The sequence below is a fragment of the Streptomyces sp. NPDC033131 genome (genome assembly GCF_055578365.1).
In genome coordinates, this window is the sequence record NZ_JBVIPA010000019.1 from 100763 (window position 1) to 118513 (window position 17751).

19 protein-coding genes are annotated in these 17751 nt (G+C 70.9%); 9 read left to right on the forward strand and 10 right to left on the reverse strand.

Annotated features, from left to right (window positions below):
* Nucleotides 1–146 precede the first annotated feature (146 nt).
* Nucleotides 147–812, reverse strand: a complete 666-nt coding sequence (locus ACZ5XS_RS24240) for a CBS domain-containing protein (RefSeq protein ID WP_468654508.1) — start codon at nucleotides 810–812, stop codon at nucleotides 147–149.
* A gap of 52 nt (nucleotides 813–864) precedes the next feature.
* Nucleotides 865–1329, reverse strand: a complete 465-nt coding sequence (locus tag ACZ5XS_RS24245) for a Crp/Fnr family transcriptional regulator (protein ID WP_468654510.1) — start codon at nucleotides 1327–1329, stop codon at nucleotides 865–867.
* A gap of 194 nt (nucleotides 1330–1523) precedes the next feature.
* Between ACZ5XS_RS24245 and ACZ5XS_RS24250 the strand changes: the two genes are divergently transcribed.
* The 5 genes from ACZ5XS_RS24250 to pflA all read left to right on the forward strand — a co-directional run bounded on the left by ACZ5XS_RS24250 (nucleotide 1524) and on the right by pflA (nucleotide 7103).
* A complete protein-coding gene (locus ACZ5XS_RS24250; protein ID WP_468654512.1) occupies nucleotides 1524–1724 on the forward strand; it encodes a hypothetical protein in 201 nt (66 codons plus the stop codon).
* Nucleotides 1725–1874: 150 nt separating this feature from the next.
* Nucleotides 1875–2783: a universal stress protein gene (locus ACZ5XS_RS24255; RefSeq protein ID WP_468654514.1), complete on the forward strand. Its 909-nt coding sequence runs from the start codon at nucleotides 1875–1877 to the stop codon at nucleotides 2781–2783.
* A 237-nt stretch (nucleotides 2784–3020) separates the two neighbouring features.
* On the forward strand, nucleotides 3021–3944 hold the full coding sequence (locus ACZ5XS_RS24260) for a carbamate kinase (protein WP_468654516.1): 924 nt from the start codon (nucleotides 3021–3023) through the stop codon (nucleotides 3942–3944).
* A gap of 157 nt (nucleotides 3945–4101) precedes the next feature.
* Complete coding sequence (gene pflB, locus ACZ5XS_RS24265) at nucleotides 4102–6360, forward strand: formate C-acetyltransferase (RefSeq protein WP_468654518.1); 2259 nt, start codon at nucleotides 4102–4104, stop codon at nucleotides 6358–6360.
* On the forward strand, nucleotides 6357–7103 hold the full coding sequence (pflA, locus tag ACZ5XS_RS24270; protein WP_468654520.1) for a pyruvate formate-lyase-activating protein: 747 nt from the start codon (nucleotides 6357–6359) through the stop codon (nucleotides 7101–7103). The genes pflB and pflA overlap by 4 nt, the downstream gene beginning before the upstream one ends.
* A 39-nt stretch (nucleotides 7104–7142) precedes the next feature.
* Here the strand turns inward: pflA and ACZ5XS_RS24275 are convergent, their stop codons facing one another.
* The 7 genes from ACZ5XS_RS24275 to ACZ5XS_RS24305 form a co-directional block, all read right to left on the reverse strand.
* On the reverse strand, nucleotides 7143–7493 hold the full coding sequence (locus ACZ5XS_RS24275; protein WP_124436487.1) for an ArsR/SmtB family transcription factor: 351 nt from the start codon (nucleotides 7491–7493) through the stop codon (nucleotides 7143–7145).
* A 181-nt stretch (nucleotides 7494–7674) separates the two neighbouring features.
* Nucleotides 7675–8025, reverse strand: coding sequence for a zinc ribbon domain-containing protein YjdM (locus ACZ5XS_RS24280; RefSeq protein WP_468654522.1), 351 nt, complete (start codon nucleotides 8023–8025; stop codon nucleotides 7675–7677).
* Between the two features lie 39 nt (nucleotides 8026–8064).
* Nucleotides 8065–8460, reverse strand: a complete 396-nt coding sequence (locus ACZ5XS_RS24285; protein WP_468654524.1) for an STAS domain-containing protein — start codon at nucleotides 8458–8460, stop codon at nucleotides 8065–8067.
* Nucleotides 8461–8489: 29 nt separating this feature from the next.
* Nucleotides 8490–8924, reverse strand: coding sequence for an ATP-binding protein (locus ACZ5XS_RS24290; protein ID WP_468654526.1), 435 nt, complete (start codon nucleotides 8922–8924; stop codon nucleotides 8490–8492).
* Nucleotides 8924–9340 (reverse strand): pyridoxamine 5'-phosphate oxidase family protein, encoded by a 417-nt coding sequence (locus ACZ5XS_RS24295; RefSeq protein WP_468654528.1) that lies wholly within the window; start codon nucleotides 9338–9340, stop codon nucleotides 8924–8926. The genes ACZ5XS_RS24290 and ACZ5XS_RS24295 overlap by 1 nt, the downstream gene beginning before the upstream one ends.
* Nucleotides 9337–11073 carry a SulP family inorganic anion transporter gene (locus tag ACZ5XS_RS24300; protein WP_468654530.1) on the reverse strand — a complete coding sequence of 579 codons (1737 nt, stop codon included), beginning with the start codon at nucleotides 11071–11073 and terminating at the stop codon, nucleotides 9337–9339. Before ACZ5XS_RS24300 ends, ACZ5XS_RS24295 begins: the two co-directional genes overlap by 4 nt.
* On the reverse strand, nucleotides 11070–11411 hold the full coding sequence (locus ACZ5XS_RS24305; protein WP_468654532.1) for an ArsR/SmtB family transcription factor: 342 nt from the start codon (nucleotides 11409–11411) through the stop codon (nucleotides 11070–11072). The genes ACZ5XS_RS24300 and ACZ5XS_RS24305 overlap by 4 nt, the downstream gene beginning before the upstream one ends.
* Nucleotides 11412–11796: 385 nt before the next feature.
* Here ACZ5XS_RS24305 and ACZ5XS_RS24310 point away from each other — a divergent pair, with 385 nt between their 5' ends.
* The gene (locus tag ACZ5XS_RS24310; protein WP_468654534.1) at nucleotides 11797–12219 is read left to right on the forward strand and encodes a pyridoxamine 5'-phosphate oxidase family protein; all 423 of its coding nucleotides are present in this window, start codon (nucleotides 11797–11799) and stop codon (nucleotides 12217–12219) included.
* 611 nt (nucleotides 12220–12830) lie between these two features.
* Here ACZ5XS_RS24310 and ACZ5XS_RS24315 read toward each other — a convergent pair.
* Nucleotides 12831–13214 (reverse strand): STAS domain-containing protein, encoded by a 384-nt coding sequence (locus tag ACZ5XS_RS24315; protein WP_468654536.1) that lies wholly within the window; start codon nucleotides 13212–13214, stop codon nucleotides 12831–12833.
* 275 nt (nucleotides 13215–13489) lie between these two features.
* Here ACZ5XS_RS24315 and ACZ5XS_RS24320 point away from each other — a divergent pair, with 275 nt between their 5' ends.
* The 3 genes from ACZ5XS_RS24320 (at nucleotide 13490) to ACZ5XS_RS24330 (ending at nucleotide 17277) form a co-directional block, all read left to right on the forward strand.
* Nucleotides 13490–14215, forward strand: coding sequence for a helix-turn-helix domain-containing protein (locus ACZ5XS_RS24320; RefSeq protein WP_468654538.1), 726 nt, complete (start codon nucleotides 13490–13492; stop codon nucleotides 14213–14215).
* Nucleotides 14216–14329: 114 nt separating this feature from the next.
* Nucleotides 14330–14770 carry a pyridoxamine 5'-phosphate oxidase family protein gene (locus tag ACZ5XS_RS24325; protein WP_468654540.1) on the forward strand — a complete coding sequence of 147 codons (441 nt, stop codon included), beginning with the start codon at nucleotides 14330–14332 and terminating at the stop codon, nucleotides 14768–14770.
* A 125-nt stretch (nucleotides 14771–14895) separates the two neighbouring features.
* Nucleotides 14896–17277 carry a phosphoketolase family protein gene (locus ACZ5XS_RS24330; RefSeq protein WP_468654542.1) on the forward strand — a complete coding sequence of 794 codons (2382 nt, stop codon included), beginning with the start codon at nucleotides 14896–14898 and terminating at the stop codon, nucleotides 17275–17277.
* The last annotated feature ends 474 nt before the right edge of the window (nucleotides 17278–17751 follow it).

Sequence of the window (17751 nt, forward strand, 5' to 3'; positions counted from 1 at the left end):
TGCCGCCGATTGAGCTCCAATGCCTGGTGGGGCAGGGATGCCCGCACGCCATGTGCGGTGGCCACAGGGCGGCCGGCACGCCCGGATGCCGTTGCTCCGGAGTCCTCTCTGGAGGCGATCTCAGAAGTTCGTTCACTCGCGGTGCGTCATGGCCGGCTCGGGGATCCGCCGTGCTCGGAGAGATCGAAGTCCACGTTCACGACGCCCTCGACGGCCCGGATCAGACGTGCGGCCACCGGCACCAGCGACGTGTCCCGGATGCGGCCGCCGAGCGTCACGACACCGTCCCGTACGGCCACACGTGCGGCCGACGCCGGAGTGGGGAAGAGGTACGACACCACCTCTCGGCGCACCTCCTCGGCGATCTCCTCGTCGTCGCGCAGGAACACCTTGAGCAGGTCGGCGCGGCTGACGATGCCTTGCAGCACGCCCAACTCGTCGACGACCGGCAGTCGTTTGACCTTGGCGCGTGCCATGGTCCGCGCGGCCTGGGCGAGCGTCGCGTCCGCCTGGACGGTGAGGGCCGGCGAGGTCATCAGCTCCTCGGCGGTCGCCGCGCCGGCCTTGGCGAGGTCGGACAGGCGTCGCAACTGGGTGTACCGGTCGGGGTCGCTGTCGCGGAACTCCTCCTTGGGCAGCAGGTCGGCCTCGGAGACGATTCCGACGACGTGCCCCTCGCCCTCCAGGACGGGCAGGGCACTGACCTTCCAGTCCTGCATCATCCGCACGATCTCCTTGAAGGGCGCCTCGCGGCCGATGGCGGCGACGGTCTGGCTCATGACGTCGCTCACGATGTGCGGAGTGCCGTGCATGATGTCTCCTTGGGCGCTGTCGCTGTCGCTGTCGCTGCGGCCAGCAGGGCGGTCACAGGAGGCTGCCGCTGCCGTAGGGGGCGTACAGGTCCAGCAGCCGGGTGCGGGCCGAGCGCAGGCGGTGGGCGAGGATGTCGCCCACCCACTGGGCGACGCTCGCGCCGAGCGCGGGGTCGTCCTTGCACATCGAGCGGACCGCGGTGGCGTCGAACTCGTAGGCGCGTACGGGGCTGGTCGTCTCGGCGCCCAGGTGCCAGACGTGCGGGGCGAAGAGCCAGGACCAGCCGATGAGTTCGTTGTGTCCCAGGGTCTCGATGACGGCGGCGCGGCGGCCTGGCACGTGCATGTCGAGGGCGACGGTGCCGGTGCGGATGATCCAGAACCGTTCCGCGCGCTGGCCCTCTTCGAAGAGACGGGTTCCCTGGGGGAACGACACCTCGCGGGCGAATCGCATCAGGCGATGCCGGTGCTCGGCGGGCAGCGCCCGCAGCATGCCGGCCGTGGGGGGAGCGTTCATGATGTGCCTCCGATCAGGGGCGTCCGTACCTGCCACGTCCAGCGTGTCCCCGTGCTCCCTGCGGGGCCATGGGCCACCCGGCCCCATGGCTGGGCCGCCCGGTACCAGGTGAGAGCCGATGGGCCCCCTGCGCCGGAACGGACCCGGCGGTTCGATGAAGGCGACAGAGGAACCGATGGAAGGGGGTGGGCATCGTGGGTACGTCACTGACGCCGGAGTTCTGGAGGCTGTTCGCCGTCCTCCTGGTGATCTCCATGGCGGTCACCTTCGTGCTCAGCGCCGTGCTCGACGCGCGGGCGCTACGGGCGCAGCGGCGCCGCATCCGTCGCCGGTCGACGCTCACGCGGACGACCGAAGGGCCGCGCCGACCTGACAGGACCCCGGTGCGTCGCTGAGTCACGGAAGTCCGTGGAGCGTGGCTCGCGGGACCGGAGTGGGGCCGAACGGTTCCACACGAGGGCTGTACGGCCCCTGCGCACAGAGCAGTTCCGGCACAACGCTCGAACCATACGAGCCAACAGGCTCGGACGGAGGAGGTAGACAGCATGCTTCGCCACATCACCGCGGGTGTCGACGGGTCCGCCGAGAGTCTCGCGGCCGCGCACTGGGCGGCCCGGGAAGCCCTGCGTCGCGGAGCCTCGTTGAGGCTGGTGCACGCGTGGGCCTGGCATCCCCGCCCGGCCGCCTCCGTACCCATGGGCACGAGCGAGAGCGAGTGGGCTCAGAAGATCCTGGACCGAGCAGTCGGCAGCGTCCGTGCCGCGCACCCCGGGCTGCGGATCGTCGACCAGTTGGTGCCCGACTCCGCGGTCGCCGCCCTGCTCGCGGCAGCCGAGGAGGCGCAGCTGTTGGTACTCGGCTCCCGCGGACTCGGCGGAGTCGCGGGTTTCATGGTCGGTTCGGTGTCCCAGCGGGTCGTCGCCAGGTCTCCGCGCCCCGTGGTGCTCGTCCGCGCGGGCGAGGCGTCCGCCGACGAGCACTTTCCGGTATCCGGCGGTGTCTCGCCGGATGAAATTCCGGAGATCCCCTTCCGCGATGTCGTCCTCGGACTGGACACCCGGCGCCCCTGCGACGAACTGATCGAGTTCGCCTTCGAGGCCGCCCACCGCTACGGCGCCGACCTGCACGTGATCCACGCCTTCAGCATTCCGTCGGCCGACGGCGCCGACCTTCACGCGGTCACAGGATCCGGTCCGGAGCTTCTCGCGGCACAGGAACGCGCGGTCGTCGCGGCGCTGCGTCCGTGGTGCGAGAAGTTCCCCGACGTCTCCGTGACCGAGTCCGTGTCCGAAGGCGGGGCGGCCACCGCGCTGGTGCGCGCGTCGTCTCGTGCCTCCCTCGTGGTCGTGGGTCGCCGTACACGAGACAGCCGCCTCGGCACGCACATCGGCCCCGTGACGCACGCGGCGCTGCATCACATCGGCTGCCCCGTCGCAGTCGTACCGCATGTCTGAACCGGCTCTCCAGGTGTTCTCAGGGCTGAGGGCGATCGGGCTCTGGTCCCCTCGGCCCCGGCAACCTGCTCGCGCCTCACGACCACCGCACCCGCCCGGACCGGAAACCGCTCGGTACCCGCGCCTCGACCGGTCGGAGGGCAACGAGCCCCACCCACCTACACCGTCGTCGACCAGGCGGAGAACCGGTTGCACACCTGCGAAGCCGTGCTGGTCGCCACCATGGAGGACTGAACCGTGCGCATCGTCATCGCTCTGGGCGGCAACGCCCTGCTGCGCCGGGGGGATCGCCCCGACGCTGCCGTGCAGCAGGCGAACATCGACCGGGTGGCCACCGCCGTTGCCGCCCTCGCCCTGGAACACGAGGTCGTCATCACCCACGGCAACGAGCCGCAGATCGGCCTGCTCGCCATGGAGGGCGCGGCCGACCCGGTCCTGACCGCCCCCTGTCCGCTGGACCTGCTCGGTGCCCAGACCGCCGGCATGATCGGTTCGCTGCTGGTCCGGGCTCTGTACGACACCCTGCCCGGCCGCAAGATCGCCGCACTGGTCACCCACACCCTGGTACAGGCCGACGATCCGGCCTTCATGCGGCCCACGAAGCGCGTCGGCCCGGTGTACCCCCGGGACGTCGCCCGCACCCTCGCGCGAAGGCGCGGCTGGCACATCGCCAAGGACGCCACCGGTTGGCGCCAGGTCGTCGCCTCACCCGCGCCCGTGGGGATCGTCGAGGCCGAGACGATCCACGACCTGCTCGCCTGCCGTGCCCTGGTCATCTGCGCCGGCGGCGGAGGCGTTCCCGTCACCGCGGACAGCGACACCGGCGCGTTGACCGGCGTAGAGGCGGTCGTCGACAAGGACCTCACCGCGGCCCTGCTCGCCGAGGAACTCAAGGCCGACTTCCTCCTCATCCTCACCGACGTGCCGAACGTCTACACCGACTACGGCACCCCCGACCAGCACCCCGTCCTGGACGCCACCCCGGACGCACTGCGCCGCGGCGACTTCCCCGACGGCTCGATGGGCCCCAAGACGGAGGCCGCGGCCCGGTTCGTGGAACGCACCGGCGGCCTGGCCGCGATCGGTTGCCTGGACGCGGCGTACGAGATCGTCCACGGCAGGTCGGGGACGCTGGTCCGCCCCGAGCTGCCCATCGGCTGAGGTCCGTCAGGACGGGGCGGCTGGGCCGAACGGCCCTGGGGGGCCGGGACGGACGGCACCGTTCACAGGTCTGTCCGGCACTGCCCGTAGGTACGGCGCAGGACGAGTATCGGCAGTGAGAGACGCACGAACGCGAAGAGGGAGAGGACATCCGGCGATGACCACCACGGTGACAGCGGCCAGCCGAAGGGCCGAGGCATGGCGAGGCTTCGCCGGGACGAGCTGGCGCGACCGCATCGACGTACGCGACTTCATCCAGGCCAACTACACGCCGTACGAGGGCGACTCGGCGTTTCTGGCCGGCCCGACCGAGCGCACCCTTACGGTCTGGCGCAAGGTCAGCGCCCACTTCCCCGACGAGCGACGCAGGGGGATTTTCGACGTCGACCCGGGCACCCCGTCCACCATCACCTCGCACCGGCCGGGCTTCATCGACCGCGAGCGGGAGCTGATCGTGGGCCTGCAGACCGATGCCCCGCTGCGGCGGGCCATCATGCCCAACGGCGGGCTTCGGATGGTCGAGAACAGTCTGAAGGCGTACGGCTACAAGGCCGACCCCTTCGTGACACGCGTCTTCGGCACCTACCGCAAGACCCACAACGACGGCGTCTTCGACGCGTACACCCCCGAGATGCGCGCCGCCCGCAAGGCAGGCATCATCACCGGCCTGCCCGACGCGTACGGCCGCGGCCGGATCATCGGCGACTACCGGCGGGTCGCGCTGTACGGCACCGACCGGCTCACCGAGTCCAAGCGGGCCGAGCGCGCACTGCTGGACGAGCGACCCTCGAGCCCGGACGTCATCCGCGACCGTGAGGAACTGGCCGAGCAGATACGGGCGCTGGGGGAACTGACCGAGATGGCCGCCTCGTACGGCTGTGACGTCTCCCGCCCCGCCGCCACCGCCCACCAGGCCGTGCAGTGGCTCTACCTCGGCTTCCTGGCCGCGGTGAAGGAGCAGAACGGTGCCGCGATGTCGCTGGGCCGCACTTCCACGTTCCTGGACGTCTACGTGCAGCGGGACCTGGAGGAGGGCCTCATCGACGAGACCCGGGCCCAGGAGCTGATCGACGACTTCGTGATCAAGCTGCGGATCGTACGGTTCCTGCGCACCCCGGAGTACGACGCGCTGTTCTCCGGCGACCCGACCTGGGTGACGGAGTCCATCGGCGGCATCGGCGGCGACGGACGCACGCTGGTCACCCGCACCTCCTTCCGCTTCCTGCAGACGCTGTACAACCTCGGCCCGGCCCCCGAGCCGAACCTGACCGTGCTGTGGTCGCCTCAACTGCCGTCCGGGTTCAAGGAGTTCTGCGCGCGCGCCTCGATCGACACCAGCGCCGTGCAGTACGAGTCCGACGACCTGCTGCGCCCGCGCACCGGCGACGACACCGCGATCGCCTGCTGCGTGTCGGCGATGACGGTGGGCCGGCAGATGCAGTTCTTCGGCGCACGCGTCAACCTCGCCAAGGCGCTGCTGTACGCGATCAACGGCGGCCGGGACGAGATGACCGGTGAACAGATCGCGCCCGAGGCGCCCGCCCTGATGGGCGAGTACCTGGAGTACGGGGAACTGGCCGCCGCGTACGACCGCATGCTGGACTGGCTGGCGGCCACGTACGTCAACACGCTCAACGTCATCCACTACATGCACGACAAGTACGCCTACGAGCGCATCGAGATGGCGCTGCACAACCACCCGGTGTACCGCTACATGGCCTGCGGGATCGCCGGACTGTCGGTGGCCGCCGACAGCCTCTCCGCGGTCAGGCACGCCCGGGTGAAGGTGATCCGGGACGAGAACGGTCTGGCCGTGGACTACGAGACCGAGGGCGACTTCCCGGCGTACGGCAACAACGACGACCGGGTCGACTCCATCGCCGTCGACCTCGTGAAGTCCTTCATGACCAAGGTCCGCCGCCACCCCACGTACCGCAACGCCGAGCACACCCAGTCGGTGCTGACCATCACCTCGAACGTGGTCTACGGCAAGCACACCGGCAACACCCCCGACGGCCGCCGTGCCGGGGAGCCCTTCGCCCCGGGTGCCAACCCGATGAACGGCCGCGACCGCCACGGGGTGGCCGCCTCCGCGCTGTCGGTGGCGAAGCTGCCGTACGAGGAGGCCCGGGACGGCATCTCGCTGACCACGACGATCACCCCCGAGGGGCTGGGGCACGACCCGGCCGAGCGGCCGGGCCACCTGGTCGGAATCCTGGACGGGTACATGGCCTCCGGTGGCTTCCACATGAACGTGAACGTTCTGGACCGGGCGACGCTGGAGGACGCCATGGAGCACCCGGAGAAGTACCCGGAGCTGACGATCAGGGTTTCCGGATACGCCGTCAACTTCGTCCGCCTGACCCGCGAGCAGCAGCTCGACGTGATCAGCCGCACCTTCCACGGATCGCTGTGAACACCACGACCGAGCCGGTGACGGGCCGGATCCACTCCTGGGACCTGTCCACGGGAGTGGACGGTCCCGGGACCCGGTTCGTCCTCTTCGTCAGCGGCTGCCCGCTGCGCTGCCTGTACTGCGCCAACCCCGACACCTGGCACATGCGCGAGGGGAAACAGCGCACCGTCGACGAGGTGATGGCCGAGATCGAGAAGTACCGGACCTTCATCACCGCGGCGGGCGGGGGAGTGACACTCACCGGCGGCGAGGCCCTTCTGCAGCCCGCGTTCACGGCCGAGATCTTCCGCCGATGCAGGGAACTCGGCGTGCACACCGCCCTCGACACCTCCGGCTTCCTCGGCGCCCGCGCCACCGACGAGCTTCTCGCCGACACCGACCTGGTGCTGCTGGACATCAAGTCCTTCGATGTCCGCACCTACCGGAAGCTGACCGGAGGAGACCTCTCCCCGACCCTCAACTTCGCAACCCGACTGGACCGGATCGGCGTCCCGGTGTGGATCCGCTATGTCCTGGTGCCCGGCTGGACCGACGATTCGGTGGCTGTCGATGGACTCGGTGCGTTCCTCGCCGGGCTGGGCAACGTTGACCGGGTGGACGTCCTGCCGTTCCACAAGCTCGGCGCCCACAAGTACGACGCGCTCGGCATCCCCTTCCCGCTGAGCGACACCGCTACCCCCGATCCGGACCTGACGGAGCGCGTCCGCGAGCAGTTCCGGGAGCACGGCCTGCGTGCACTGTGAAGGTGTGCCCGTGCTCAGCAGGCGCGGAGAGAGCTCTCGCTATGACGGTGGTTTCGCCTCCCCCTGCGCGGCCTCCAAGTCGGCCAGCAGCTCGGCCTGCCCGGCCAGGACGCCGGACAGGATGGTGCGGGCGACCCGGAGCAGCTCGGCGACGTGCGGGCTGGTGAGGGAGTAGTACACGTGCGAGCCCTCCTTGCGGTTCACGACGAGGTTGGCTCGGCGCAGCACGGCCAGTTGCTGGGACAGATGCGCCGGCTCGATGCCGACCTCGGGCAGCATCTCCGCGACCGCGTGCTCCCGCTCGCTCAGCAGCTCCAGCACGCGGATGCGGGCCGGGTGCCCGAGCGTCTTGAAGAACTCGGCCTTCAGTTGGTACAGCGGCGTACTCATAGTGCCGTCCCCTCCCGGGCACAACAGCGCGGCCCCGTCGGCCGGACCCCGGAGCATCGCGTCCACCTCGTCAGCAACATGCGGACCATCCTCGCGCGCGGCTCCGGGACGGCCGAACTCGGACTGCCTTCGGCACGGTGGCGACTCGCGCCGAACGGGAGACAGACCGCCGCTGAGCCGGTCAGACCTTCTTGACCACACTGGACTTCAGCTGCATCGCGCCGAACCCGTCGACCTTGCAGTCGATGTCGTGGCCGTCCACCCCGTCGACGAGGCGAATGCTGCGGACCTTGGTGCCCGCCTTGATTCCCGTCGGGCTGCCCTTGACCTTCAGGCTCTTGATCACCGTCACGGTGTCGCCGTCGGCCAGGACATTGCCGACCGCGTCCTTGACCACGTTGCCTTCGGTGTCGCTCGCCGGTTCCGCACCTGGCGGCCACTCGTGCCCGCACTCCGGGCAGACCAGCAGCGCGCCCATCACATACGTGTACTCACCGGAACACTCGGGGCATGGAGGAAGAGGCTCACTCATCACAGATGTCTTTCAGTCGTGGGTTGCTCGATACGTCCGTCAGGAAGACCAGCCGTCGGTACGCCATGCCTGCTGCCCCTCCTCGGCGGCTGACACGGGCCGGGCGTGGGCGGCGAGAGCTGCCATCAGGTCGCTGTGGACCGGGATGTCCGGGCAGTTGCCTGCCGGCACCAGGGAGCCGTCGGCGGGGATCGCTGCCAGTTCCAGACTCCGGCCGCTGCCGGCCAGGTGGCGGGCGGCCTCGGTGATGGCCATCTGGCCCTCGGCCGACCAGCCGCGCAACTCGGTCAGGTCGACGATGACCGGTCCGCTGCCGCGCGCGACGACCCAGCCGACTGCCCCGCTGAAACGGCGCACGGCCTCCGGGCCGAGGTATCCGGCAACGGAGAGGACGCCGAAGCCACGCTCGATGGTGTAACGCCACTCGATGGTCATGACAGTGAACTCCTTGCCCGAGCTGCCCGTCACAGGGGCAGGGTGATCCAGATGGTCTTACCGCCGCCGTCGGCGTCGGCCCGGACGACGGCAGTTCCGCCTAGGCCGAGGGTGAGCTTCACGACGGTCCTGAGACCGCCGGTTCCCGTTCCGCCGGCCGACGCGTACAGCCGCGGCTGGTACGGATGGCGGTCGTGGACGGCGAAGACGAGGCAGTCCCTGCCTGCCGCGTATATGACGGTGACCTGCGGGGAGCGGACGGCGGCGTGCCGGACGCTGTTGGTGACCAGCTCGCCGAGGATCAGCAGCGCCGGGTCCACCGTGGGATGGCGCAGGCCAACCCCCCACTCGACCAGCGCATGTTGGGCGGTCTCGCGAGCGACGCGGACAGCGGACGGCTCGGCGGGCAGAGTAAGCACGTGCCGGTAAGGCAGCGCTTCGAATTGCGTGGGCCGCGTGGACATCATCGCTCCGTGCCCTGGGCGAGACGGGACCCGGTGACGGTCTGTGGCCGCATGCTCAACACGGTGTCGTGCGAGCCGTGCGTCCAACCGGCCAGGGTGCGGCGATGGTGCGCCGCCTCGTCCGCGTCGGTGGTCACCTCAGCGGGCCCGGCCGCGGTGACCGTCCAGCCGGTGCCGGTGCCGGTCGCGGCGCGGACCTCGTCCACGTGATAGGTCACCGTCGTCGGGACCGCGACGGCCTGCACTGGGGCTCGGACGATCAGCCTGCCGTACTGCCACACATGCCGGGCGGGCCGCACGACGGCCTGCTCCCGCTGCACAAGCACCAACCGGCCCAGCGCCGACCCTCCCAGCAGCCACAGCGCCTCCGCGCCGGAGACCTCGATCATGCGCAAGGCTGCGGGCGTCGTGCTCATCGGACCGCCTCCTCGCCGATCTCGGTGGGCTTCGGTCCCCTCATCGGGGCGGGAACCGCGGGCAGGACCCCGGCCGTCTCCAGGTGACCGCGGGCTGCGCGGATCGCCTCGGGCGTGGTGGCGTGATCCTTGCCCTCAAGGGACAGCAGGTCGAGGGCGCCGACGGAGTCGAGGACCTGGCGCTGGCTGGAGCGGATACCGGAGGCCAGGACGAGGATGCCGCGCCGGTTCAGCTTCTCGACGGCGTCCTTGAGGACGAGGGCGCCGGTGGCGTCCATGGTCGACACCCGCGACATGCGCAGGATGACGACTCGTACGTCGGCCACCTCGGTGAGCTCCAGCAGAAAGCGGTGCGCGGCGGCGAAGAAGAGCGGCCCGTCGATGCGGTAGGCGACGATGTGCTCGGCGAGCAGGGCGTGTTCCTCGGCGCTGTGGTCGCCGCGGTCGAGCGGGACCTGGTCGAAGCGGGCCTGCTTGGCCACGGCGCGCAGGGCGAGGGCACCCGCGACCACCAGGCCGATGATCACCGCGTACACGAGGTCGAGGGCCAGGGTCGCGACCGCGGTGAGGACGAGGATCAGCGCATCCGAGCGGGTGGCCTTGGCCATCGCCCTGAGCGAGCCGACCTCGACCATGCGGACGGCGGTGGCCAGCAGCACGCCGGCGAGGGCGGCGAGCGGGATCTTGGAGACCAGGGGGGCCGCGGCGAAGACGATCACGGCGAGGACCGCGGCATGGGTCAGGGCGGCCAGCCGGGAGCCGGCGCCCGTACGGACGTTGACCGCGGTCCGGGCGATCGCGCCGGTCGCGGGCACGCCGCCGAACAGCGGGGCCGCGATATTGGCCAGCCCTTGACCGAACAACTCGCGATCAGGGTCGTGCTTCTGCCCCACCGTCATGCCGTCCGCCACCGAGGCGGACAGCAGGGACTCCAGGGCCGCGAGCGCGGCCACGGCCACGGCCGGGGCGAGCAGGGTGCCGAGCGCACCGACGTCGAGGAAGCCGAGCGAGGGCGCGGCCAGCCCGGACGGAAGGTCACCGATCGGCTGCGCCGCGTCCAGGCCCGCGACCTGGGCCACGACCGTGGCCACGACGACCGCGAGGATGGAGAACGGGAGGGGCGGCCGCCAGCGGGCGCCCACCAGCATGACCGCGGCCACCGCGACCGCGAAGCCGACCGCCGTCCAGTTCGGGTCCCTGGTGAATTCCTCGACGGCCCGCCAGGTCACCACCAGCACGCGGTCGCCCTCGGGCCTGGGCACGCCGAGCGCGTTCGGGACCTGCTGCAGTCCGATCACGCAGGCGATGCCCAGCGTGAAGCCCTCCACCACGGGCGCGGGCACGTACTGCATGTACTTGCCGGCGCGCAGGGCGGCCAGCCCCACGAGCATGACGCCGGCCATCAGGCCGACGGTCAGCACGCCGGTCGGACCGTACTCGCCGACGATCGGAACCAACACAACGGTCATGGCACCGGTGGGCCCGGACACCTGGAGATTGGACCCGCCGAACAACGCGGCCAGGGCGCCCGCGACGACGGCGGTCGCCAGGCCGGCCTCGGCGCCCAGCCCGGAGGAGACGCCGAAGCCGAGCGCGAGGGGCAGCGCCACGATCGCCACGGTCAGGCCCGCGAGCAGATCCCGGCGCGGGTCGCGACGCATCTCCGCCAGATCCGCGCGGCCGGGCAGGAGTGCGCCGATCCGGGACCGGGCCCGGCTGATGCCCGAGGTCATCGCGGGGCGACCTCGGCTTCCCGTAGCTCGGCCAGCAGCTCGTTCCGCCCCCCGAGCATCTCGGTCAGGATCCGGCGCGCAGCCCGCATGAGGTCGGCGACATCCCCGCCGGCCAGTGCGTAGACGACCGTCGAGCCCTCCCGCTGCGAGGTCACGATTCCGGAGCGGCGCAGCACCGCCAGCTGCTGGGACAGGCCGGAGGGCTCCACATCGATCTCCGCCAGAAGGTCCCGCACCGGTTTCGGACCGTCCTGCAGCAGTTCCAGCACCCTGATCCGGACGGGATGCCCCAGCATTCGGAAGAATTCGGCCTTGGCCTGGTACAGCGGAACGGACACGACCCCTCGGCTTCCCTTACTCACCCACCCGCCCCGATCGGGCGAACACGACGGCGCTGCGCCCACGGCTACCGGTGGAGCGGGTACAGCAACCCCAGCATCTATTGACTTGCGAAATTTAGCAATTCAGATATTCGTCAGTGGCGCGCAGCTCTGGAAATGGAGCTCACTCACCAGACGAGCCGAGGGGCCCGAGCGTGGGCCGCTGCACCCTGCGGCCGAGCACCACCAGTCCGTGCGGTCGAGGGTGAGGGGACGACTGCTCATGAGCCACCCGCGGCAGTGGTCTTGCCTCGCCGGGTCGGCGTGGGGCCGTACTCCCGACACGCGGAAGAGGGCCGACCGGCCCTATCCCCGCGTCGGCGCCCGCAGGGACGATGGACTGGTGTTCCAAGACGACGCCTTTCGCACACTCGACCGGCATGAGTCCCTGCGCCTGCTGGCCAAGGTGCCGCTCGGCCGCGTGGTGTACACCCGGCAGGCCCTGCCCGCGGTCCTCCCGGTCAACTTCTCCCTGGACACGGACGCCTCCGTGCTGCTGTGCACCTCGGCCGGCTCCGACCTCGTTCGGGCCATCGACGGCTTCGTCGTCGCCTTCGAGGCCGACGAGTTCACCCCGGCAACCCGGTCCGGCTGGAGCGTGGTCGTCACCGGACGCGCCACAGTGGTCACCGACCCCGCCGAACACGACCGCCTGACGCAGACCGGCCCCCATTCCTGGATGCCCCTGCGGGACGCGGTCTTCATGCGAATCGAGTCCGAAATGGTCACTGGGCGTGAGGTCAAGGGGACGCGTGGCACGCGGTGAGCGGCAACATGCGGCACGGTGTCAGTTCACCGGCTCGGCACGCACACGATCCGCCACCGTCTCCCGTCCGGTGACCGACCGGCGCCCCACGCGTGCGGGCGCGCATGGGGTACGGCCGCCGGCCGGGCCGTGGCAACGCGGGAGAGCCGCTCCGGGTAGGTGATGCCCAGCCGTGCCGGGTAGTCGAGTAGAGGAAGAACAGCACCACGTAAGGCGGAATGGCGAGGATCCACTTCACGAGAAACAGCCATCGCGACAGTGGCGAGTCGATACGCGCGTTCACCCGGACCGGGCGGTCCGGACACTCCACCAGGTTCGTCATGGTGATCAACTCCTTCGCCCGGCTGCTTCCACCCGACGCCGTGAGGGCAGTGTGGGGCCGTACGAGGGCCTGTCGGTCTGCACATCCGCACGGCTGCGCGGAGAGGGGCGACGACGCCGAGAAGTCGCACCTTCGGGCGGCCGGGGGCCGGGGGAGGGCTCACCTCGCCGGGTCGAGTGGGGAGCCCTTGCTGGAACCGCCTCACCGGCGCCGTGTACGCGGCACCGGCATCCCGTTCCCGGTGCGGGACACCGCCGCCCCGCACGGGACGTGGTGCGCCGGCTGAGGGTCAGTTCCGCGTGGCGGGAATGACCGTCTTCTGAACCAGGGCCGCGGACAGGAGTGGGTACACCTCGAAGACGCCGGCCAGATGCGCGCAGCGCAGAATCCGCAGGAAGTGCGGACTGGTGCTGACCAGCCTGAACCGGCCGTGCCGTGCCAGCGCACGGTTGCGCGCCCGGCACAGCCGGCCCAGCCCGGTGCAGTCGATGAAGGACGTGGAGCGCAGGTCCAGCACCAGATCAGGGTGTGGACCGGCCGTCAGGGCGTCGAGGAGTGCCGTGACGGTGGGCGCCGTACGGATGTCCATCTCGCCGCGCAGCTCGACGACGTCCGTGCCGTCGACCTTGCGCATCGTGTGGGAGAACGCGGACCTGGTGTGCCTGTCGGACATGCTGCGAGACAACCCGATGCGATGAGCGGCCGGAAAGGGCCGTTCGGTCCCTGCCGCGAGGGCCGGGCGGGGACCTTCGGGTCTCGGTCGGCCCTCACGGCAGGGACCGCACGACCCGTCCGGACCGTCGAGGCGGACCGACCGGCCCAAGCGAATCCGGTGGACGGAAGAGACCCTGGACTTGAAGGGAACCCCCGGAACCGCTCCGGGCTCGACGGCACACGGGCGACATACGGGTCCTGAGCCGCCTACGTCCGAGAAAGGCGACGATCGTCATGAAGGCCCACACGTTCCACGGCCCCGAGCAGTCCGACCGCGAGGACGCCCCCGAACCCGGCATCAAGGACGACGTCGCCGAGGGACCGCCGCGCGGCGATCTCGGACGGCGCATCGCCCGCCGGCGCACCGAGCTGGGACTCACCCGGCGGGAGACGGCACAGCGGGCAGGCATGGCGCCCAGCTACCTCCGGTACCTGGAGCAGCATCCTGCCGCCGCACCGGACCAGGGTGCCCTGCTCAGGCTGGCCGGTGTCCTGGGCACGACCGCCCCGCAACTCGCCGGCGGCCATGCCGACCTGCCTCCCGGCCGCGGACGGGCCGCCCACAGCATGGAGTTCACCGAGCTGACCGAACGGGAGTGCTGGGACCTGCTCGGCACCCACGGAATGGGGAGGCTGGCGGTGACCACGCCCTCCGGGCCCCTCGTCGTGCCGGTCAACTACGGCGTCGTCGACGGTGCGGTCGTCTTCCGGACGGCTGCCGGCGCCACGCCCGCCCAGGCGTCCGGCCACCGGGTCGCCTTCGAGGTCGACCGCGTCGACGAAGCACTGAGCCAGGGCTGGAGCGTCCTGGTGCGAGGACGGGCCCACGACGTGACCGATCCCGACGAGGCGCGCCGGCTCGCGGAACGGGTGTACAGCAAGCCCTGGGCCGGAGGACCACGAGACCTGTGGATCCGTATCGAGCCCGACGCCGTCACCGGGCGCCGGATCACCGTGTGACAGGGCCGGTCTCCGGCCGAGGAAGGACCAACAGGCCCTCACCGCCGTCCCCCGCCCGGCGGAGGATGAACTCGTACCGCACCCTCACGGCATCGGGCGAAAGACGGACTGCGCATGTACCACAACGACGGTTTCCGTGAACTCGGACGGCGGGAGTGCCTGCGTCTGCTCGCGAAGGTGCCGGTCGGACGGATCGTGCACACGCGCCAGGCCCTGCCCGCCGTCCTGCCGGTCAACTTCTGTCTGGACGGCGACGACGCCGTGGTGCTGTGCACCTCCGCCACCTCGGAATTGGCCCGCGCCGTCGACGGCACGGTGGTCGCCCTCGAGGCCGACGAGGTCGACGCGGCCGCCCACTCGGGCTGGAGCGTGGTCGTCACCGGGCCGGCCACAGTGGTGACCGACCCCGTCGAACACGAGCGACTGGTACGGAAAGGCCCCCGCTCCTGGGTGCCCTCACCCCGGCAGATCTTCGTCCGCATCGAAGCCGAGCTGGTCACCGGGCGAGAACTCGTCGGCGGACGCACGCTTTACGGAGTGGATCTCACGCCCTGACGCTCCCAGGCACGGCACCAAGGTGGCCCGGTCGGCCCTGTCGGGTACCCGGCCGGTCACCGATGGTGGAAGGCACGGACCGGCTTGTACCTCCGATCGACACCCCGACCCGGAAGGGATCTTTCATGTCCGTCGACACGCAGCAGGCGTTCGCCCGGCTCACCGAGGAGGAGCTGAGGGCGCTGGACGCCCACTGGCGCGCCGCGAACTACCTGGCCGTCGGGCAGATCTACCTGATGGCCAATCCCCTGCTGACCGAGCCGCTGCGCGCGGAGCACGTGAAGCCGCGGCTGCTCGGCCACTGGGGCACCTCCCCGGGCCTGAACCTGGTGCACACGCATCTCAACCGTGTCGTCAGGTCCCGTGACCTGGACGCCCTGTGCATCTGGGGCCCCGGACACGGCGGGCCCGCCGTGCTCGCCAACGCCTGGCTGGAAGGCTCGTACAGCGAGACCTACCCGGACATCACCCGAGACGCTGATGGCATGGCCCGCCTGTTCCGGCAGTTCTCCTTCCCCGGCGGCGTGCCAAGCCATGTGGCACCCGAGACGCCCGGCTCCATCCACGAGGGCGGCGAACTCGGCTACGCCCTCTCCCATGCCTACGGAGCCGCCCTCGACAACCCGAACCTGGTGGTCGCCTGCGTCATCGGCGACGGAGAGGCGGAGACCGGACCGCTGGCCGCTTCCTGGCACTCCAACAAGTTCCTCGACCCCGTCCACGACGGTGCCGTCCTGCCGATCCTGCACCTCAACGGTTACAAGATCGCCAACCCGACGGTGCTGGCCCGGCTGCCCGAGAGCGAACTCGACGAGCTGCTGCGCGGCTACGGCCACGACCCGATCCACGTCACCGGCGACGACCCGATGGCCGTGCACCGTGCCATGGCCGAGGCCATGGACATCGCGCTGGACCGGATCGCCGCGTTCCAGCACGGTGCGCGGGAGGACGGCGACACCGACCGCCCGCGCTGGCCGGTGATCGTGCTGCGCACCCCGAAGGGCTGGACCGGACCGGCCGAGGTCGACGGCCTGCCGGTGGAAGGCACCTGGCGCTCCCACCAGGTTCCGCTCTCCGCCGTCCGCGACAACCCCGACCACCTGCGCCAACTCGAGAACTGGCTGCGCTCGTACCGGCCCGAGGAACTGTTCGACGAGGACGGCCGCCCGCGCGAGCAGGTCCTGGCCTGCGTCCCCGAGGGCACCCGGCGCCTGGGCGCGACCCCCCACGCCAACGGCGGTCTGCTGCTGCGCGAACTGCCCCTGCCGCCGCTGGAGAAGTACGCGGTCGAGGTCGACAAGCCGGGCGCCACCCTGCACGAGCCCACCCGTGTCCTCGGCGACCTGCTGGAAGACGTCATGCGGGGCACCGCTGACCGGCGCGACTTCCGGCTCGTCGGCCCCGACGAGACCGCCTCCAACCGGCTCCAGGCCGTCTACAAGGCCAGCGGCAAGGCATGGCAGGCCCAGACGCTCCAGGTCGACGAGGACCTCGACCGGCACGGCCGGGTCATGGAGATCCTGTCCGAACACACCTGCCAGGGCTGGCTGGAGGGCTACCTGCTGACCGGCCGGCACGGGCTGTTCTCCTGCTACGAGGCGTTCGTGCACATCGTCGACTCGATGGTCAACCAGCACATCAAGTGGCTGCGCACCACGCGGCGCCTGCCCTGGCGCGCCCCGATCGCCTCCCTCAACTACCTGCTGACCTCGCACGTGTGGCGCCAGGACCACAACGGCTTCTCCCACCAGGACCCCGGCTTCGTCGACCACATCCTCAACAAGAGCCCGGAGGCGGTCCGGGTCTACCTGCCGCCGGACGCCAACACCCTGCTGTCCGTCGCCGACCACGTGCTGCGCAGCCGGGATTACGTCAACGTCGTCGTCGCGGGCAAGCAGCCCTGCTTCGACTGGCTGTCCATGGAACAGGCCAAGGTGCACTGCGCCCGCGGCGCCGGCATCTGGGACTGGGCGGGCAACGAGACCGACCGGGAACCGGACGTGGTCCTCGCCTGCGCGGGCGACGTCCCGACCCAGGAGGTCCTGGCCGCCGCCCAGTTGCTGCGCCGACACCTGCCGAAGCTGGCCGTGCGGGTCGTCAACGTCGTCGACCTGGCCCGGCTGCTGCCCGCCGAGGAACACCCGCACGGCATGCCCGACGCGCAGTACGACGCCCTGTTCACCACCGACAAGCCGGTGATCTTCGCCTACCACGGCTACCCGTGGCTCATCCACCGCCTGGCCTACCGCCGGGCCGGCCACGCCCACCTGCACGTGCGCGGCTACAAGGAGATCGGCACGACCACCACGCCGTTCGACATGGTCGTCAGCAACGACCTCGACCGCTACCGGCTGGTCATGGACGTCATCGACCGCGTGCCCGGTCTGGCGGTGCGCGCCGCCGCCGTACGGCAGCGGATGGAGGACACCCGGCTGCGCCACCACGAGTGGATCCGCGTCCACGGCACGGACCTCCCCGAGGTCACCGACTGGACCTGGGACGGCTGACCGGCCCGCCCCGGCCCGGGTCACCGCCGCAACGGTGCGGCGGTGCCCCGGCCGTTTACGCCGTTGCCAGGGCCGCCGTCCCCAGGGCGATCAGTCCCGCGGTAGTGAACAGTTCCAGGCCGATGTACACGACGTGTGCGCGGGAGCGAGGGAGTCTTCTCACCGGCCGGCACCCGGCCGCTGCGCCGGTTGGGAGCCGGGTGGACAGCGGCGACCTGGACGGCGAGCATTCCCCTCACCGAGGCGGTGAACACGGCGACGGTCAGGCTGGGCGGCCGGTCGCGAAGGCCGTGGGGCCCACGCCGCTACTGGACGACCTCGCTGGTCATGACCGCGCCGACGGCGCGGGATGTCACGGCTCTCCTCCTCGCGGGTGGGGGGGGGGGGGGGGGGCCCCCCCCCCCCCCCCCCCCCAACCCCCCCCCCCCCCCCCCCCCCCCCCCCCAACCCCCCACCCCGCGGGAGCCACCCTAC

Bases quoted from the DNA above. Each gene is read 5' to 3' on its own strand.
- ACZ5XS_RS24240 (WP_468654508.1), bottom strand. From the start codon at position 812: ATGCACGGCACTCCGCACATCGTGAGCGACGTCATGAGCCAGACCGTC.
- ACZ5XS_RS24245 (WP_468654510.1), bottom strand. From the start codon at position 1,329: ATGAACGCTCCCCCCACGGCCGGCATGCTGCGGGCGCTGCCCGCCGAG.
- ACZ5XS_RS24255 (WP_468654514.1), top strand. From the start codon at position 1,875: ATGCTTCGCCACATCACCGCGGGTGTCGACGGGTCCGCCGAGAGTCTC.
- pflB (WP_468654518.1), top strand. From the start codon at position 4,102: ATGACCACCACGGTGACAGCGGCCAGCCGAAGGGCCGAGGCATGGCGA.
- ACZ5XS_RS24275 (WP_124436487.1), bottom strand. From the start codon at position 7,493: ATGAGTACGCCGCTGTACCAACTGAAGGCCGAGTTCTTCAAGACGCTC.
- ACZ5XS_RS24280 (WP_468654522.1), bottom strand. From the start codon at position 8,025: ATGAGTGAGCCTCTTCCTCCATGCCCCGAGTGTTCCGGTGAGTACACG.
- ACZ5XS_RS24285 (WP_468654524.1), bottom strand. From the start codon at position 8,460: ATGACCATCGAGTGGCGTTACACCATCGAGCGTGGCTTCGGCGTCCTC.
- ACZ5XS_RS24290 (WP_468654526.1), bottom strand. From the start codon at position 8,924: ATGTCCACGCGGCCCACGCAATTCGAAGCGCTGCCTTACCGGCACGTG.
- ACZ5XS_RS24295 (WP_468654528.1), bottom strand. From the start codon at position 9,340: ATGAGCACGACGCCCGCAGCCTTGCGCATGATCGAGGTCTCCGGCGCG.
- ACZ5XS_RS24300 (WP_468654530.1), bottom strand. From the start codon at position 11,073: ATGACCTCGGGCATCAGCCGGGCCCGGTCCCGGATCGGCGCACTCCTG.
- ACZ5XS_RS24315 (WP_468654536.1), bottom strand. From the start codon at position 13,214: ATGTCCGACAGGCACACCAGGTCCGCGTTCTCCCACACGATGCGCAAG.
- ACZ5XS_RS24320 (WP_468654538.1), top strand. From the start codon at position 13,490: ATGAAGGCCCACACGTTCCACGGCCCCGAGCAGTCCGACCGCGAGGAC.
- ACZ5XS_RS24325 (WP_468654540.1), top strand. From the start codon at position 14,330: ATGTACCACAACGACGGTTTCCGTGAACTCGGACGGCGGGAGTGCCTG.
- ACZ5XS_RS24330 (WP_468654542.1), top strand. From the start codon at position 14,896: ATGTCCGTCGACACGCAGCAGGCGTTCGCCCGGCTCACCGAGGAGGAG.